The organism is Geodermatophilus sp. DF01-2, from assembly GCF_004571065.1.
Taxonomy (GTDB): domain Bacteria; phylum Actinomycetota; class Actinomycetes; order Mycobacteriales; family Geodermatophilaceae; genus Geodermatophilus.
This window is the reverse complement of sequence record NZ_SPQN01000084.1, coordinates 1-17626: the sequence shown is the minus strand read 5'-3', so window position 1 is coordinate 17626 and position 17626 is coordinate 1. Positions and strand designations below refer to the sequence as shown.

Sequence of the window (17626 nt, the reverse complement as noted above, 5' to 3'; positions counted from 1 at the left end):
GATCTCGGCCGGTGACCGCCGGCGGCGCCGGCCCGGCGCAGGGGCCGGCCGCGGTCGCCGCCACGCACGTCGAGGCGCAGCGCTGCGCGTCGACGCTGGTCGCCCTGGGCCGTGCCGGGCAGGCGGCCAGCGCCGACGAGCTCGGGTTCGTCGGGCTGCTGGTCGGCGAGGGTCGCGACGTGCGCGGTTTCGTCACCGCCGCCCTCGGTCCGGTCCTCGACTACGACGAGCGGCGCGGCACCGACCTGGTCGGGACGCTGCGCGCCTGGTTCGACGCGGGCGGGTCGCCGGCCCGGGCGGCCGAGGCGCTGCAGGTGCACGTCAACACCGTGACGCAGCGCCTCGAGCGGGTGGGCCGGCTGCTCGGCCGCGAGTGGTCCTCGCCCGACCGCGCACTGGAGGTGCAGCTGGCGCTGCGGTTGCACCGGCTGACCGGCTACGCCGCCCTCGGCTGAGCGGGCCCGTGCTCCCGGCTCAGCCCATCGTGCCGCCGCCGCTCGGGGAGACCGGCGGCAGTCCACCGGGGCTTCCCATGCGTCGGCCGCACCGGCGGCAGACCTTCTGGTCCGGGCCGTGCGATCGTCCGTCAGCGGGTGTGGTCCGGCACGTAGGAGTGGATCCCGAGGCGGCACGGGAGGGGCTGGCCGGTCACGGGTCGATGTCGGGCACCCTGCTCCCGCGTCGGACACGGCAGGAGGACCCCTCCTGAAGCCCCTCGCGGGCTCCGGGACGCCCTGGAGGGGGGCCACTACCCTGGACGGGTGCTGCCCGTCCCTCGCCGCCTGCCGGCGGACGAGTGGGCAGCGCTGTCGCAGGAGCACGCCGAGCGCGCTGACGCGCTGACCGCGGGCCACCGAGCCCGGCGGGCCACCGGCACGCGCCACCCCGTCGAGGACTTCCTCTACGAGTACTACAGCACCCGGCCGGTGCAGCTGCGCCGCTGGCACCCGGGTGCCGGGGTCGCCCTCCTGCCGGCCGCGCACGGCCCCACACCGCACGCGTCCTGGCGCTGGTACGCCACGGGGGACGACGGCGCGGTCGCGCTCGACCGCGTCGCCTTCCTGGCCGATCGCGGAGCCACCGTGGCCTTCGTCGCGCGACTGCTGGCGGCGACCGCGGCCCGGCCCGCGCACACCGGGTGCTTCGGGCTGCACGAGTGGGCGATGGTCTACCGGGACGACGAGCACCGGCACCCGCTGCCGCTGCGCCTGGGCCAGGCCGGCACGGACGCCGTCGTCGAGGCGCACCCGATCCGCTGCTCGCACTTCGACGCGTTCCGGTTCTTCACCCCGGCCGCCGTCGGCCGCAACCGGCTGCAGCCCACCCGCGCCACCCAGGTCGACCTGGAGCAGCCGGGCTGCCTGCACGCGACCATGGACCTCTACAAGTGGGCCTCCAAGCTCGGCCCCGCCGTCCCCGGCGACCTGCTGCTCGACTGCTTCGTGCTGGCGGCCGACGGCCGGGAGCTGGACATGCGCGCCTCGCCCTACGACCTGCGCGACGCCGGCTACGCGCCCGTCGCGATCGAGACGCCGGAGGGCAAGGCCGAGTACGTGGCCGCCCAGCGGGAGTTCGCCCGTCGGGGTGCCGAGCTGCGCTCGCGCCTGCTCGACGTCTGCGTGGGTCTGGTCGGCGGGGCCGGACGGGTCGCCGTCCTGGCTCACGGTTCAGGCTCCGGGCTCACGACCAGTGGTGAGCCCGGAGCCTGATCGACCAGCTCAGCTGATCATCATCGGGCGGAAAGGGACGGCGGCCGGGCTCAGGCCCCGTCGCGGGGTTGACCGGCGCCCACGCCGACCCCCCGGGCGGCCCGGTCGCGCACCTGCTCGACGGCGCGTCCGGGCACCGCCGTCCCGCCGGTGGGCGGTGGGGCGGAGCGCCGGCCGGCCCGTCGCTCCTGCAGCCGCGCCACCAGGCCGGCGATCCCGCCGGGGACGAAGAAGACGACGAGGATGAACAGCGTCCCGAGCAGGAACAGCGGCTCGGACAGCGGCACCCGTAGCCACGCCGGGAGATCCTGCACCGCGGGCGACTGGGCGAGGTCGGTGAGCCGGCTGTCCAGGTAGGTGTAGAGCACGCCGCCGAGCACGGCGCCCCACCGGCTGCCCGCCCCGCCGAGGACGACCATGATCAGCAGGCCCAGGGTGAAGTCGGCGGTGGTGACCCGCGGCGTGGAACCGCCGAGCAGCAGCAGGTGGACGACGCCGCCGAGGGCGGCCAGCAGGCCGGCGAGCACGAAGACCAGCAGCTTGAAGCGGTAGGGCTGCATGCCCAGCACCTCGACGCGGCGCTCGTTCTCCCGGATGGCCTGCCACACCCGTCCCGCACGCGAGCTGGTGACCCAGGCGGCGACCACGTAGACGAACACCAGGTAGGCCAGCGCCAGCCAGTACTTGTTCACCGTGTTGAAGACGCCGACGAACACGTCCGGGATCGGCTCCCGGCTGACCGCCAGCCCCTCCTCGCCGCCGGTGAGGCCGCCCGGGTCCTGCAGCACGATGATGGACCCGACCTGCGCGGTGGCCAGCGTCACCATGGCGAAGGCGATGCCCTCCACCCGCAGGGCCACCGCGCCGACGACCAGCGGCAGCAGGACGCCGACCGCAGTGGTCAGCGCGACCGCCGTGCCCAACCCCAGGCCGAACTCGGTGAGCGCCAGGTTGGCCGCGTAGGTACCCGCCGCGAAGTACAGCGCGTGCCCGAACGAGAGCAGGCCGGTGAAGCCGAACAGCAGGTCGTAGGAGAGCGCCACCCCGCCGAAGATCAGGCACAACGCCAGCAGCTGCAGCGTCCCGGGGCTGTTCAGCACCCCGTCGAACAGTCCGGGGATCTGCAGCGTCGAGTACGGCAGGAGCGCCAGGACGACGAATACGACGAGCGGTCCGAGCCGCCCCAGGTTCTTGCGGTTCATGCCACCCTCGCCGTCAGGCCGCCGGGACGGACCAGCAGGACCATCGCGAGCAGCAGGACGACCGAGAGGTCACCCACCCCGCTCGCCAGGTAGTAGTTCGCGAACTGCTGCACCAGCCCGACCAGGACGGCGGCCATGGCGGTGCCGGTGATCGAGCTCATACCGCCGATCACCACGACGATGAAGGCGAAGATCAGCAGCGAGGTGCCCTGCCCCGGCGAGATCGAGCCGAGGTAGACGCCCCCGAGTGCCCCCGCCAGCGCGGCGAAGGCGCCGCCGATCGCGAACACCAGCGTGAAGGCCTTGCGCACGTCGATGCCGAGGGCGGTCACCATCGACCGGTTCTCCACGCCGGCCCGGATCACCAGGCCGAAGCGGGTGAACCGGAGGAAGGCCAGCACCGCGACGAGGACGACGACGGCGGTGGCGATGAGCAGGAAACGGTCGTTGGGCACGTTGGCGCCCAGGATCGACGTCGTCCCCCGGGCGATCTCCGGCCGCGGGAAGGGGCGCGGGTCGGCACCCCAGATGGCCCGCACCAGCGCGACCAGGGCGAGGCTCAGGCCCACGGTGACCAGCACCTGCTCGATGTGCCGCTCGTACAGCGGGCGGATGAGCGCCAGCTCGATCAGCGCGGCGACGAACGTGCCGACGGCGACGCCGAAGGCCACCGCGTAGATGAACCCCCAGCCGGTGGCGCCTGCGCCGGGCAGGTTCTGCGCGGCCCACCAGGTGCCGTAGGACCCGATGGTCAGGAAGGCGCCGTGGGCGAAGTTGAGCACGCCCATCAGCCCGAAGATCAGGGACAGCCCGCTCGCGACGAGGAAGTACAGCGCCGCCAGGCCCAGCCCGGTGATCGTCAGCAGGACGACGGTACTCATGCGTGCGCACCTCCGCTCGGGGCGACGCCGAGCAGCTCCCGGGTGCGGTCGGGATCGGCCAGCAGCTCGGGCGCGGAGCCGGTCCAGGCCACCTGTCCCTGGTCGACGACGACCGCGTCGGTCGCCATCCGGCGGACGACGGTCAGGTTCTGCTCGACGAGCAGGATCGTCACCTCCTCGGCCGCACGGGCCAGCACGTCGGCGACCTCCGCGACCAGCAGCGGGGCCAGCCCCTTGGTGGGCTCGTCGACCAGCAGCAGCTGGTTGTCGTTGAGCAGCAGCCGGGCGATGGCCACCATCTGCTGCTGACCGCCGGACAGCGTCCCGGCCAGCTGCCGGCTGCGCGCCTTGAGCTCCGGGAACAGCTCGTAGACCCGGTCGTGGTGGTGGGCGGAGTCACGGCGCTCGGCGAGCGTGAGGTTCTCGGCCACGGTGAGCCCGCCGAAGACCTCCCGGTCCTCGGGCGCGTAGCCGATGCCGAGCCGGACGACGTCGTGCGTGCGCCGTCCCGACAGCGTGTGCGCCCGGCCGTCGCCGCCGGTGAACTCGATCGTGCCGGTGGAGGGCACCAGTCCCAGCACCGACTTCACCGTCGTGGTCTTCCCGGCCCCGTTGCGGCCGAGCAGCGCGGTGACCCCGCCGCGGCGGACGGTCAGGTCGACACCCTGCAGGATGTGGCTGCCCGACAGCCGGACGTGCACGTCGGCCATCCGCAGCAGCGGCGGCGGGGATCCCTCGATCACAGGGCATCCCCCAGGTATGCCTCCTGGACCGCCGGGTCGCTGGTGACCCGCGACGGGGTGTCCAGCGCCAGCAGCGCGCCGTGGTGCATCACGGCCACGCGATCGGCCAGGCCGAGCAGGACGTCCATGTGGTGCTCGACCATGAGCACGGTCTTGCCCTCCTCACGGTGCACGCCGGCGATCACCTCGGTGAGGCCGGCGACGTCCTCGATGCTCACACCGGCCATCGGCTCGTCGAGCAGCACCAGCGCCGGGTCGGTCGCCAGCAGGATGGCCAGCTCGAGCTTGCGCTTGTCGCCGTGGGACAGGGACCCGGCGAGGACCTGCGCGCGGGCGCCGAGCCCCACCCGGTCCAGCGCCCGGCCGGCCAGCTCGTGCGCCCGGTCGGCGGGACGGACCAGCTGCCAGGGCCGCATGCTGCCGCCCAGGCGGGCCTGCGCCGCCAGCCGCACGTTCTCCTGGACGGTCAGCCCGGCGAAGACGGAGCTGGCCTGGAAGGTGCGCCCGAGGCCGCGGCGGGCCCGGTCCGCGGGGCTGGCGCCGGTGATGTCGGCCCCGGCCAGCGTGATCGACCCGGACGTGACCGGGAGCAGCCCCGACAGCAGGTTGAACAGCGACGTCTTGCCCGCCCCGTTGGGGCCGATGACGGCGACGAACTCACCGGGGGCGACGTCGAAGGTGACGTCGGAGACGATCACCGCTCCGCCGATGGCGCAGGTCAGGCCGGCCACCTGCAGCACCGGCCCGCCCGCGGAGCGGGCGGCCGGTGCCGCGGCGGCGGAGCTGCCGGTCCGGGTGGACACCGGTACAGGTCCCCTCTCGGATCCGGTGGTCAGGGGGTGGCGACCGGCGGGGCGGTCGCCTCCGGGTCGAGGGTCTCGACCAGGACCGGGGCGAACTCACCGTTCTGCTGCTCCAGGCGGGCCTGGAACATCGGCTGCAGCAGCGCGTGGTCCTCCTCGCGGACGGTCAGCTCGCCCTTGACGCCGTCGAAGGTCCAGCCCTCGAGGGCGTCGATCATGGCGGTGACGTCGTCGCCGCCCTCCTCGACGGCTCGCACGATCATCTGCGCGGCGGTGCAGCCGTCGGGGGTGAAGATGTCGACGGTGCCGCCGGCCGCCTCGACCCGCTCGGCCATGGCCTGGCTGATCTCGTTGTCCACCGCCTCGGCGAAGAAGTGGGACAGGAAGTTCAGCTGCCCGGCCACCTCGTCGCCGTAGGTCGGGTAGGACGCCCGCAGGTCCAGGCCGGTGACCACGTTGGTGGCGTCGAAGACGCCCTGCTGGCCCATCGCCTGCCACATCGCCGGGGCGGTCTCCCCGGCCCACGCCACGAAGGTGAGGTCGGCACCGGCGTCGCGCGCCTGGGCGGCGAACGGGGTGAGGTCCGTGGCGCTGGTCGGCACCAGGAGCGGGGTGACGTTCGCTCCGCCCGCCTCGCCGAGGACGGCGGTGACGGCCGCGACGTTGGCCTGGCCGAAGGCGCTGTCCTGCGCGAAGACCAGGACGTCCTGGCCGGCCGGGTCGCCGATGAACGACTGCGCGGTCAGCACGTCCTGGTAGGTCTGCCGGCCGGAGCGGAAGGTGTTGTCGTTGATCCCGGTGATCGCGTCGGTCGCGGCCGGGCCCGAGATGAACAGGATGTCGTTCTGCTCCGCCAGCGGGGCCACCTGGGTGGCGACGCCGGAGGACGCCGACCCGGCGATGATCTGCACGCCCTGGCCGATGAGGTCGGTGACCTCGGCGACGGCCTTGGCCGGGTCGCCGGCGTCGTCGCGCTCGATGACCTCGATCGGCCGGCCGGCCACCTCGTTGGTGCCGTCGGTGACGTAGTCGAGGCAGGCCTCGAAGCCCTGCAGGTACTGCTCGCCGTAGGCGGCCAGCGGGCCGGAGATCGAGGTGACCAGGCCGACCTCGACCGGGGCGCCCTCCTCCTCGCCGCCTCCGCCACCGGAGCCACCGGCGGCCGTGGGGCTGCCGCACGCGGCGGTGGCCGCGAGAACCCCGGCCGCGGTCACGGCGAGCGCGGTGGTGCGGGAACGGGAACGCGACATGAGCGGACTCCTTCGGGTGTGCGGCGGTGCACGTCGGACGCCCAACCACCCGTGGGCAGGTGGGACACACCACACGGTAGGGAGTGACAGGAGCCATACCCATGTGGTCGGTCCCCACAGTCCGGGGCGCTCCGGTGGCGGCTCCCGACACTCCGGCGCCGCGACGCCCCACGCTGGCCGTGGGGTGCCAACGGGACGCCGTACCGTCACGGGGTGACTTCTGCACTTTCCGACGGCCGCCCCGGTCGGCGCGGCACCGACCGCTGGCTACGCCTCGACGGGACGACGAACACCCGCGACCTCGGCGGCCTGCCCACCGTCGACGGCAGGACGACGGTCCCCGGCCGGATCCTGCGCAGCGACAACCTGCAGACGCTCAGCGACACCGACGTCCGCCGGCTGGTCGAGGACATCCGGCTGCGCGAGGTCGTCGACCTGCGCACCACCGCCGAGGTCCTGTTGGAGGGCCGCGGCCCGTTGCGCGCGGTGCCCGCGGTGACCCACCGGCACTTCAGCCTGCTGCCCGAGCGCGGCCACCACACCGACGTGTTCGCCGCCGAGGAGGCCGACCTCCCCGATCTGCCGACCGACTGGGCCGAATCGGTACTGCCCCGGCAGGTGGCCGACAGCGACCAGGGCGAGCCGCCGGCGGTGCGCTCCTACCTGGGTTACCTCGCACACCGGCCCGACAACGTCCTCGGCGCGCTGCGGGCGCTGGCCGACGCCCCGGACGGGGCCACCGTGGTGCACTGCGCAGCCGGCAAGGACCGCACCGGCGTGGTGTGCATGTTCGCTCTGGCCGCGGCCGGGGTTCCGGACGACGACATCGTCGCCGACTACGCCATGACCGCCGACGTCATCGACGACCTGGTGGCCAAGCTGGCCACCTCGCCCACCTACGCCGAGGACATGGACCAGCACGACGTCGCCCGCCACACCCCCCGCGCGGAGACCATGGCCCGGCTGCTCGCCCTGCTCGACGAGCGGCACGGCGGCCCGCTCGGCTGGCTGAGCGAGCACGGGTTCGGCGCCGCGGAGCAGGCGGCGCTGCGCGCCCGGCTCCGCGAGTAGCGGAAAGGCCTGTCGCACCACCGAACGTCCGTCTGCGGGGATGGGCATGCCAGCAGGCTGTCGATGCGGACGCCGGGCGCCTCGGCATCGGCACCGGACCGGCGTCGAGGGTCGTGTCCGGGACGGTCCGTCCGCACCCGTTCGTCACGCGCGGCATGGACAGGGTCCCCTGCGCGTCAGAGCCCCGCATCGGACTCGTGCGGGGGGGTAGCAGGACACGCTCGACCTCGTTCTGACGATGCCGTACGGATCGTGCCCGCACGGCATCCGTCGCGTGCTGATCGGCGCGGTCGAGTACCGGGCGGACGTGACCGACGCCGGAGCCGGCACCGGCGGTCGAGGCACACCCTCACGTGTGCGGTGCGCGACCGACCGGCTGCCTCGGCTCGCCGAGCAACGGGGTCGGGGCACGAAGCGGCGCGTGGACAGGTGCGGCGGCCGTCACCGCCAGAGATGCGCCGTCCACGACGACGGTCACCGGCCCCTCGCCGCGCTCCAGCGTGACCGTGGTGCCCTCCTGCGTCGTCTCGACGCGGAGCAGCCTGCCGCGCCAGGTGACGTGGTAGGCGGTGCGCGAGAGCGAGGACGGCAGCAGCGGCGCGAGCTCGAGATCCTCGTGGTCCTCCCGCAGCCCGCCGAGACCGGCGACGAACGCCAGCCACGCCCCTCCCACCGCGGCCAGGTGCAGCCCGTGGGCGGTTCCGCCATGGACGTCGCGCAGGTCCACGAGAGCGCACTCCCGCAGGTAGCGCAGGGCGAGGTCGGGGTGCTGCGCCTGGGCGCACACGACCGCCTGGACGGCGGCCGAGAGGGAGGAGTCCCGGACGGTGCGCGCCTCGTAGTAGTCGAGGTCGCGCGCCACCTCCTCGGCCGTGAAGTCGTCGCGGCACCACCACAGCGCCAGAACGAGGTCGGCCTGCTTGAGCACCTGCCGCCGGTAGAACTTGGCGTAGTGCTGGTGATCCTGGACCGGGTAGGAGTCGTGCGCTTCCTCGAACCGCCACTCCCGGTAGGACGTGAAGTTCTCGTTCATCGGGTGCACGCGCAGGCCCTCGTCCCACGGGACGTGGACGGCCTCCGCCGCCGACCGCCAGGCGGAGGTCTCGGCGTGGTCCACGCCCAACTCCGACGCGCGCGCCCGCAGCCTCTGGCACGCGTCGGCGGCGCACAGGAGATTGCGTCGGGCCATGAGGTTGGTGAAGACGTTGTCGTCCACGACCCCGGTGTACTCGTCCGGCCCCGTCATGCCGAACAGGTGCCACCCGCCGGCCGCGTCCTCGTGGCCCATGGACATCCACAGCCGCGCCGTCTCGACGAGCACCTCCAGACCGCCGACAGAGTCGAGGTCGTTGCCCGTGACGTTCTGGTAGAGCCAGAAGGCGCGGGCGATGTCGGCGTTGACGTGCATCGCCGCCGTGCTCGCGGGCCAGTACGCGGAGACCTCGCGCCCGCTGATCGTGCGCCAGGGGAAGGACGCGCCCGTCAGGTCGAGCGTCTCGGCGCGCTCGCGGGCGAGGTCGAGCGTGGCGGAGCGCCACCGCAGCAGGCGTGCCGCCGCATCGGGGCGGAGCAGCGTCAGGGCGGGCAGGACGAACCCCTCGACGTCCCAGAAGGTGTGGCCGCTGTATCCCATGCCGGTGAGCCCCTTGGCGCCGACGGGGGCACCCGAGATGCAGGCGGCGGAGGAGAACAGCTGGAAGACGGTGTAGCGCAGCGCCTGCTGGAGCTCGGGGTCGCCGTCGACCTCGACGTCCGTCGTCGCCCACAGCTCGTCGAGTGCGGCACGCTGACCGGCGAGCAGACCCTCCCACCCGAGGTCGAGCGCGGAGCTCACGGCGGCCGATGCCTCTGCGACGAGGGAGTCGGGCCCGGCGTCGTGCGACCAGCTGTACCCGACGGCCTTGACGATCGTGAGGCTCTCGCCGGGGAGCAGGTCGGCGGCGACCGTGGTGACGACGTGGTGCTGGTCGACGGACGTGCTCACCCGCCCGCCGTCGAGCTCGTGGCCGACGGCGGCGGCGACCGTGATGCCCGACCCGCGCGTCCCCGACGCGAGGGCGCCACCGTTCACCGCGCGGACGTGGGCGAGCGGCTCGAAGGCATGGTCCAGGGCCGCGGCCACGCGGGGGTCGTCGTTGTCCACACCCGTCGGCGTCACTGCGCCGGAGACGAGCTCGGACCGCACGACGACGTGTGCGGGGCCGTCCAGGGCGCGGACCTCGTACCGCACGGCGCAGACCGACCGCTCCACGAGGGAGACGAGCCGCCGCGAGGAGAGCTCCAGCGACGTGCCCGACAGCGCGGTCCAGCGCATGCGGCGATCGAGCGTACCGGCACGCAGGTCGAGCGTGCGTTCGTGGACCTGCGGCCGGACGTCGCGCACGTCGAGCGGAACACCGTCGACGAGGAGGCGCAGCGGCGTGCCGTCGGCGACGGTGAGCATCGCCTGTCCTTCCTCGGGGTGCCCGTAGCCGAACTCCGGATAGGACAACGGATGCGTCTCGTAGACCCCGGACAGATAGGTACCGCGCGTGGCATGGGGCTCGACCTCGTCGAGCGTCCCCCGGATCCCGACGTAGCCGTTGGAGAGACCGAAGACCGACTCGGCAACGGCGAGCGTCTCGGAATCCACGTGCGGCTCGCGGACGAGCCACGGAGCGGTGTCGAAGGTCGGGGCGGCCACGCAACGTCCTCGTGTCGTCGGGGAACGGGACGGGCGTCCGGGGCGGCGTCCCGCTTCCTGTCCTACCGGTCAGCACTCCCCGGCGCGATCCGGGGCGGCGGACGTCCCGCCACAGGAGCACCTCGCGTCCTGATGGTGCGCCACCGGTTCGGCCACCTCCGCCACCGGCGGCCCGGATCTCGACCGGAGCCTGGGCTCGCTGCCCGCCGGGATGGCGCGCAGCAGCGGCGGTCCGGCGTCGCCAGGCCGACGCGGCCCGGAGCGGCCCTGTGACGGCTGGCAGGCCGGCGCTCCCCGGCCACTGACCCCACCGGCGGCCGGGACCGTGCCCGCCGCGCCGGCATCCTGCCGCGACGGATCCGGGGCGGTCCTGCCGCTGCTTCACGCCCCGGCGGCGTCCCGACCGTCGCGGCGGGCGTGCTTGTGCAGGTACATGTCCGTGTCGGCGGCGCGCAGCAGCGCGTCGGCGCGACCTCGCTCACCGCTGTGGACGGCGACGCCGACGCTGGTGCCGACGGTGACCTCGGTGCCCTCCAGCCGGAAGGACCCGGCGAAGCAGCCGAGCACCCGGGCGACGACGCGGTCGGCGTCCTCGGGGCGGGTGAGGGCCGGCAGCAGAACGGCGAACTCGTCGCCGCTGAGCCGGCTCACGGTGTCGCCCGGACGGATCGCGGCGCGCAGCCGGGCGGCGACCTGGCGCAGCAGCTCGTCGCCCGCGGCGTGGCCGAGCGAGTCGTTGACCGCCTTGAAGCGGTCGAGGTCGCAGAACAGCACGCCGACGTGCTGGTCGTGGGCGGTGGTGGCCAGCACCGCGCCGAGCCGGTCGAGGAAGAGGACCCGGTTGGGCAGCCCGGTGAGGGCGTCGTGGGTGGCCTGGTGCCGGACGGTCTCGAGCAGGCGGGCCCGCTGCAGCGCGGTCGCGGCCTGGTCGCCGACACCCCGCAGGCGGTGCAGCACGTCGCCGGCCAGGGCCGCCGGGGCGCGCCCGGCCGGCCAGCTGGCGGTGACCACGCCGAGGAAGGTGCGTCCGGCCAGGACGGGGACGGCGACGACGTCGGTGACCTGCAGGGCCTCCAGCAGGGTCCGGAGCAGCGGGCTGCTGGACTCCGGCCGCAGGAAGCGCGGTTCCCGGTCCGTCAGCATCCCGACCAGCTCCGGGACGTCCTCGGCGTGCAGGGTGGCGGCCTGCATGAGCGCGCGGCTCTCCTCGGCGGGATGCACCGTTGCGGCAGTGCGCAGGCATCCCGCGGCCGGATCCCACAGGAGCACCGCGGCGCTGTCGCAGCCGACGACGTGCGGCAGCGCCTCGGCCACCACGGAACACACGTTCCCGGCGTCGGTGGCGCCGGCGAGCTCGTGCGCCAGGGTCAGCAGCGTCCCGGCGCGGTCGGCTTCCTGCCGGGAGGTCTCCAGGGCGAGGAGCAGGTCGAGGGCGGCGGCGGCGTAGCCGGCATAGGCGGACAGCATCTGCCGCTCGTGGCCGAGGCCGCCGTCGCCGGGGCGGTACACCGCGGCCAGCCGACCGTGCACCCGCCGGGCCGAGGCGACGTCCACCGTGACGACGTGCGGGCCAGGGTCGGCGCCGGCCAGCAGCGTGGTGGCCAGGGAAGCCACCTGCGAGTCCGGCAGGCCGGCGCTGTGCACCAGCGCCGGGCCGCCGGCGGGGTCGGCCACGGCGAGCAGCCAGCCGGGGGCCAGCACCGCCTCGGCGGCCTTGTCGACGATCCGCTGCAGCACGGTCCCGACGTCCTCGCTGGCGACGAGGTCGGCGGCGGCCGACTGCAGGATGCGCAGCTGCTCCCGCAGGGCGTGCAGCTCCTGGGCGTCGACCTCGACCCGGCGCCGTCGGCCCAGCCGGCGCCGACGTTCCCACGTCACGTGGTACAGGCAGACCGGGTGCCCGTCGGACTCGCACTGGATGTGCACCAGCTCCGCCGGCGGCAGCCCGAAGATCGTCGGCACCGTGCCGATGAGGCCCTGTGCGTACTCACAGTTCAGCCGGGAGTGCCGGTAGCCCTCGTGCAGGCGGTAGCTGAGGGTCGCCGAGGTGGCGCCGGACTCGAGGACCTGCATGGTGGAGGTGGTCGAGAACTTGGCGACCGCGCGTGGGAGCTGCCGGTAGACCTGGCGCGGGGAGCCCATGGCCCGGACGAGCAGGACCAGGGCGGGGGTCAGCCCGAGGCCGAGGGCCTCCGAGCCGACGCGGAGCATCGTCTGCGGGTCGCCGAGCACCTCGGTGGCAGCGGCGAACAGCCGGATGCGGGTGTCGTAGCTGGTCCAGCGCGACGGCAGCTCGAGCTCGGCGGCGGTGTACGGGACGCCGGCGCGGCGCAGCACCGTCCCGACCGCCTCGTCGCCGGCGTGCTGGCGGACGTACCTCAGCAGCAGCCCGGTGGTGGCGCCGGACGTCTCCCGGGCTTCGGTCCACACGGCGCCGCTCATCGCCGGCCGCCCCATGCGCTCACGCCCGGTACATCGGCACCCACGGCCCTGGGGTTGAGCGGCGCACCTCGAACGGGGGGACCCGGCAGCGGAACCGAACGGGTCGGCGGCCGGTACGCCACGGGTGCGGTCCCGGTCCCGAGGGCGGACGACGACCACGGGGGTGGACCGCGACCCCGGTCACCGAACGGAGGCCGGGGTCGCGCGTCGTCCGCGAACGGCTCAGCGGACGGAGATCCCGCCGCCGTTCGCCATGGTCAGCAGCTCGTCGCGCATCGTCGGGCTGCTGGTGCGCGCCAGGGCGCGGTCGAGCGCCCGGCGCGTCCGCGCCGCCTGCCGACGCCGCCGCCAGCTGGAGGTCACGCTGTTCATCGGTCTCGCTGCCTTCTTCCGGTCTCGTGGAGGACTACACCCAGAGCAATGCAGGTGTGCCCGCCAGTATTCCGAAGGAAGCCAGGCAGACCACCGTTACACGGCTAAGGTTCTTCACTCCTGAGGGTGAGGTTCGACTCACCCCCGGCTCCTCTGCAGGCAGAAGGACCCCGTCCTCCTCACCGCTCCCACACTCGCGGCGAGCCTCTGGACGGGGCCGGCGGCGAGGGGGCAGAGGGGTCCTTCTTCACCCGACGGCGAGCTCCCCGCGCGCCGCCTCCCGGGCGGCGTGCGGGTCGTCGGTCAGCAGCGCCGCCTCGGCAGCCCGCCGGCAGGCGTCGGTGCCGACGACGGCCAGCCGGGCACCGACGCCGGCGACCGACGACGCGGCGCAGGACAGCGAAGTGACGCCGAGGCCGACGAGGACACAGGCCAGCAGCGGGTCGGCCGCGGCTTCCCCGCACACCCCGACCGACCGGCCGGTGCGGCGGCCCGCCTCGGCGGTGACCTGCACCAGGGCCAGCAGGGCCGGCTGCCAGGGGTCGGTCAGGTCGGCGAGGTCGGCGGAGAGCCGGTCGGCGGCCAGGGTGTACTGCGACAGGTCGTTGGTGCCGATCGACAGGAAGTCGACGTGCTGCAGCAGCCGGTCGGCCATCAGCGCCGCCGACGGCACCTCGATCATCACGCCCGGGACCAGCCCCCGGGCGCGCACCCGCGCGCCGAAGGACACTGCCTCCGGCACGGTCGCCACCATCGGGGCCATCACCCACGGCCGGGCGCCGGTGCGCCGGGCGGCCTCGGCGATCGCGTCGAGCTGGCGCTCGAGCAGCCCCGGGTCGCGCCGGGCCACCCGCAGGCCACGCACCCCGAGGGCCGGGTTGGCCTCGTCCGGCGGAGTGGCGAAGGCCAGCGGCTTGTCCGATCCGGCGTCCAGGGTCCGGACGACGACCCGCTGCCCGGGGAAGGCCTCGAACACCTCGGCGTAGCCGCGCGCCTGCTCCTCCACCGACGGCTCCTCCGCACGGCCGAGGAAGGCCAGCTCGGTCCGCAGCAGGCCGACCCCCTCGGCGTGCGCCGCCGCCGCAGCCCGGGCGCCGGCGCCGTCCTGGACGTTGGCCAGCACCTTGATCTCGAGCCCGTCGCGGGTGCGACCCGGCCCGCGGTAGCCGGCGAGCGCCGCTGCGGCCGCCTGCGCGGCCTCCACCCGGGCGCGCGCCTCGTCCGGGTCCGGGTCGACGGTCACCGTGCCGCGCTCGCCGTCGAGCAGCACGGTGGCGCCCTCCGGGACGTCGTCCAGGCCGCCGACGGCGACCACGCAGGGCAGCCCCAGCTGGCGGGCGATGATCGCGGTGTGGCTGGTCGTGCCGCCCAGGCGGGTGGCCAGCCCGGTGATGCGCGTGGGGTCCAGCCCTGCGGTGTCGGCCGGCGCGAGGTCCTCGGCCAGCAGCACCGAGGGCTCCTGCGGGCTGGGCACGCCGGGCTCCCCCTGCCCGGTGAGCTGGGCGACGATCCGGTCGCGGACGTCGCGGACGTCGGTCACCCGCTCGGCCATGAGCCCGCCGAGGCCGGTGAACAGGTCGACGAACTGCTGGGCGGCCTGCACGGTCGCGACGGCGGCGGGCGACCCCGCGTCGATGCGCTGCTCGACCGCCGAGAGCAGGCCACGGTCGCGGGCCAGGCCGGCCGTGGTGGCCAGCACCTCCGCGCTCACCCCGGTCGCCGCTCCGGCCCGCTCGGCGAGGCGGTCGGCGACCAGCCGGGCGGCCGCGGCGAAGCGCTCCTTCTCCCCCGCGCGCTCCTCCTCGGCCACCACGGCGCCGTCGTCGGCGGGGAGCACGACGGTGCCGGACGGGCGCACCACCGGTCCCCAGGCCACCCCGGGGACGACGGGGGTGCCGGGCAGCACCACCGGACCCTCGGCGGTCGGCAGGGCGGCGGTTCCGGGAGCGGTGGTGGACATGGGACCTCCCACAGGGGTCGGTGGCCGTCGGGTGACGAGCGGGTGGACGCCGTCGTCCGCCGGTGACCAGAGTCACGAAGAGGTGTTGACTTGTCAACGTATCGGACGTAGAACAACACCAACACAACGGCGAAACCACATGTTCGGGCAACCGGCGAGGAGGTGCGGGTGTACGCCGAGGAACGCCAGCAGACGATCGCCGGGCTGGTCGCCGACCGCGGTCGGGTCTCGGTGACCGCCCTGGCCGAGGAGTTCGGGGTCACCACCGAGACGGTGCGCCGCGACCTCGCCGTCCTCGAGCGCGCCGGGATGCTGCGGCGCGTGCACGGCGGCGCCGTCCCCGCCGGCGCCCTCACCTACGTGGAGACCGCGCTGGGCGAGCGGCACAGCACCCGCAGCGAGCAGAAGCGCAAGATCGCTGCGGCCGCGCTGGACCTGCTGCCCGGCTCTGACGGCAGCCTGCTGCTCGACGGCGGCAGCTCCACCGCGGCACTGGCCGAGGTCCTCCCCGGCGACCGACGGCTGCTCGTGGCCACCCACTCGGTACCGCTCGCCGCGCGGCTGGCCACCTCCCCCGGCGTCGACCTGCACGTGCTGGGCGGTCGGGTCCGCGGCATCACCCAGTGCGCCGTGGGCGAGCGGGCGGTGAACGCGCTCGCCGACCTCCGGGTCGACGTCGCCTTCCTCGGCACCAACGGCATCACCCCCGAGCACGGCTTCACCACGCCCGACGAGGCCGAGGCCTCGGTGAAGCGGGCGATGATCCGCGCCGGGCAGCGGGTGGTCGTGCTGGCCGACAGCAGCAAGCTCGGCCGGGAACACCTCGTCCGCTTCGCGACGGCGGCCGACGTCGACGTGCTGGTCACCGACGCCGAGGCCGCGCCGGCCGACCTCGCCCGCCTGGAGGACGCCGGGATCGAGGTCGTGACCGCATGAGCCAGCACCGGAGCCACCGCATCGTCACCCTCACCGCCAACCCCAGCCTGGACCGGACGCTCTCGCTGCCCGGCCCCCTGTTGCGCGGGAGCGTCACCCGCCTGGCGCCGAGCTCCACCGAGCCGGGCGGGAAGGGCGTGAACGTCGCCCGCGCGGTCGCCGCCGCCGGTGGGGACGTCGTTCCCGTGCTGCCCGCGGCCCCCGACGACCCGATCGTCCGAGCCCTGCACGAGCTGGGCCTGCCGATCGTCTCGGTGCCGGTCGCCACGCCCGTGCGCACCAACTACACGCTGGCCGAGCCCGACGGGACCACCACCAAGCTCAACGAGCCCGGTGCCGCGCTGGACGCCACGGCCCGCGACGCCCTGAGCGCCGCGCTGCGCGAGCACGCCGAGGGCGCCCGCTGGGTGGTGCTGTCGGGCTCGCTGCCGCCGGGCACCCCGGTCGACTGGTACGCCGACCTGGTGCGCTCACTGCGCGACACCGGTGCACGGATCGCCGTCGACACCTCCGAGGCGCCGCTGCTGGCGCTGCTGGCCGCGGGCCCGGACGTCGCGCCCGACCTGCTCAAGCCCAACGCCGAGGAGCTCGCCCAGCTCTCCGGGGTGCCCGAGGCGCATCTGACCACGAACCGCGCCGCCGCCCTGGCCGCCGTCTCGGCGCTGCACGAGCGCGGGGTGGCCGAGGTGCTGCTGACCCTGGGCGCCGACGGCGCGCTGCTGTCCTGCGCCGAGGGCGTGTGGTCGGCCGCCCCGCCGCGGATCGTCGTCCGCAGCACCGTCGGCGCCGGCGACTGCAGCCTGGCCGGCCACCTGCTCGCCGACCTCGCCGGCGCCGGGCCCGCCGAACGGCTGCGCAGCGCCGTCGCCCACGGCGTGGCCAGCGCATCCCTCCCCGGTTCCGCCGTCCCCACCCCCGAGCAGGTGGCCGCCCTCGACGTCGAGGTCGCCACCGTCCGCACCGTCGGCCTGCCCGGCACCAGCACCGCACCGCGCACCACCGTCGCGGCCGCCGGCCGCGACGTCCGCTGACGCCTCCCGGAGAGGGACGCCATGCCCGCCCTGATCACCCCCGACCTGGTGGCGCTCGACGCCGACCTGGGTTCCGACAAGAACACGGTCGTCCGCCGGCTCGCCGGGCTGGTCGCCGGCGCCGGCCGGGCCACCGGCGCCGACGCCCTCGCCGACGACGCCCTCGCCCGTGAGGCCCAGGCCGCCACCGGCCTGCCCGGCGGCATCGCCATCCCGCACTGCCGCTCCGCCGCGGTGACCGAGGCCTCGCTGGCGTTCGCCCGGCTGGACCCGACGGTCGACTTCGGCGCGCCCGACGGCCCCGCCGACCTGGTGTTCCTCATCGCCGCGCCGGCGCACGGCGACGCCGACCACCTGACGCTGCTCACCGCGCTGGCCCGCGCGCTGGTGCGCCCGGAGTTCGTCGCCTCGCTGCGCTCGGCCGGCTCGGCCGACGAGGTGGTCCGGCTGGTGCAGGAGGTCGTCTCCCCCGAGCCGGCCGCCGCTCCCGCCGCCCCCGCGGCGTCGGACGCCGCGAGCTCGTGCGCAATGGTCGTAGTGGAG

Annotated in this window: 15 protein-coding genes; 6 read left to right on the top strand and 9 right to left on the bottom strand. The window is 74.8% G+C overall.

Features of this window, described 5'->3' with window-relative positions:
* Together E4P41_RS18020 and E4P41_RS18015 are read left to right on the top strand one after the other, a co-directional pair.
* Window positions 1–455, top strand: a 455-nt coding sequence (locus tag E4P41_RS18020; RefSeq protein ID WP_135142632.1) for a PucR family transcriptional regulator, incomplete at its 5' end; no start/stop codon positions are given.
* 306 nt (window positions 456–761) lie between these two features.
* Window positions 762–1709, top strand: a complete 948-nt coding sequence (locus E4P41_RS18015; protein WP_245177458.1) for a 3-methyladenine DNA glycosylase — start codon at window positions 762–764, stop codon at window positions 1707–1709.
* Between the two features lie 50 nt (window positions 1710–1759).
* On the opposite strand, the gene E4P41_RS18010 is transcribed toward E4P41_RS18015, so the two are convergent.
* From E4P41_RS18010 to E4P41_RS17990, 5 genes are read right to left on the bottom strand one after another with little or no spacing between them, the layout of a single operon-like run.
* Window positions 1760–2911, bottom strand: coding sequence for a branched-chain amino acid ABC transporter permease (locus E4P41_RS18010; RefSeq protein WP_135142631.1), 1152 nt, complete (start codon window positions 2909–2911; stop codon window positions 1760–1762).
* Window positions 2908–3792, bottom strand: coding sequence for a branched-chain amino acid ABC transporter permease (locus E4P41_RS18005; RefSeq protein ID WP_135142630.1), 885 nt, complete (start codon window positions 3790–3792; stop codon window positions 2908–2910). The genes E4P41_RS18010 and E4P41_RS18005 overlap by 4 nt, the downstream gene beginning before the upstream one ends.
* Window positions 3789–4535 (bottom strand): ABC transporter ATP-binding protein, encoded by a 747-nt coding sequence (locus tag E4P41_RS18000; protein WP_209307787.1) that lies wholly within the window; start codon window positions 4533–4535, stop codon window positions 3789–3791. The genes E4P41_RS18005 and E4P41_RS18000 overlap by 4 nt, the downstream gene beginning before the upstream one ends.
* Window positions 4532–5338, bottom strand: a complete 807-nt coding sequence (locus E4P41_RS17995; RefSeq protein WP_209307786.1) for an ABC transporter ATP-binding protein — start codon at window positions 5336–5338, stop codon at window positions 4532–4534. Before E4P41_RS17995 ends, E4P41_RS18000 begins: the two co-directional genes overlap by 4 nt.
* Before the next feature lie 29 nt (window positions 5339–5367).
* Entirely contained in the window at window positions 5368–6588 is a 1221-nt protein-coding gene (locus E4P41_RS17990; RefSeq protein WP_135142629.1) for a substrate-binding domain-containing protein, read from the bottom strand.
* 213 nt (window positions 6589–6801) lie between these two features.
* On the opposite strand from E4P41_RS17990, the gene E4P41_RS17985 reads away from it, so the two are divergent.
* Window positions 6802–7659, top strand: a complete 858-nt coding sequence (locus tag E4P41_RS17985) for a tyrosine-protein phosphatase (RefSeq protein WP_135142628.1) — start codon at window positions 6802–6804, stop codon at window positions 7657–7659.
* Between the two features lie 349 nt (window positions 7660–8008).
* Here the strand turns inward: E4P41_RS17985 and E4P41_RS17980 are convergent, their stop codons facing one another.
* The 4 genes from E4P41_RS17980 to E4P41_RS17965 form a co-directional block, all read right to left on the bottom strand.
* Window positions 8009–10342, bottom strand: coding sequence for a glycosyl hydrolase family 65 protein (locus E4P41_RS17980; RefSeq protein ID WP_135142627.1), 2334 nt, complete (start codon window positions 10340–10342; stop codon window positions 8009–8011).
* A 381-nt stretch (window positions 10343–10723) separates the two neighbouring features.
* Entirely contained in the window at window positions 10724–12784 is a 2061-nt protein-coding gene (locus E4P41_RS17975) for a diguanylate cyclase (RefSeq protein ID WP_135142626.1), read from the bottom strand.
* 222 nt (window positions 12785–13006) lie between these two features.
* The gene (locus tag E4P41_RS22325; RefSeq protein ID WP_167761161.1) at window positions 13007–13156 is read right to left on the bottom strand and encodes a hypothetical protein; all 150 of its coding nucleotides are present in this window, start codon (window positions 13154–13156) and stop codon (window positions 13007–13009) included.
* Between the two features lie 247 nt (window positions 13157–13403).
* Window positions 13404–15116 carry a putative PEP-binding protein gene (locus E4P41_RS17965; RefSeq protein WP_135142625.1) on the bottom strand — a complete coding sequence of 571 codons (1713 nt, stop codon included), beginning with the start codon at window positions 15114–15116 and terminating at the stop codon, window positions 13404–13406.
* 168 nt (window positions 15117–15284) lie between these two features.
* On the opposite strand from E4P41_RS17965, the gene E4P41_RS17960 reads away from it, so the two are divergent.
* The 3 genes from E4P41_RS17960 to E4P41_RS17950 form a co-directional block, all read left to right on the top strand.
* Window positions 15285–16052: a DeoR/GlpR family DNA-binding transcription regulator gene (locus E4P41_RS17960; protein WP_135142624.1), complete on the top strand. Its 768-nt coding sequence runs from the start codon at window positions 15285–15287 to the stop codon at window positions 16050–16052.
* Entirely contained in the window at window positions 16049–17083 is a 1035-nt protein-coding gene (locus E4P41_RS17955; RefSeq protein WP_135142623.1) for a hexose kinase, read from the top strand. The genes E4P41_RS17960 and E4P41_RS17955 overlap by 4 nt, the downstream gene beginning before the upstream one ends.
* Window positions 17084–17104: 21 nt before the next feature.
* The coding region (locus tag E4P41_RS17950) for a PTS sugar transporter subunit IIA (protein ID WP_135142622.1) at window positions 17105–17626 on the top strand (522 nt) is incomplete at its 3' end.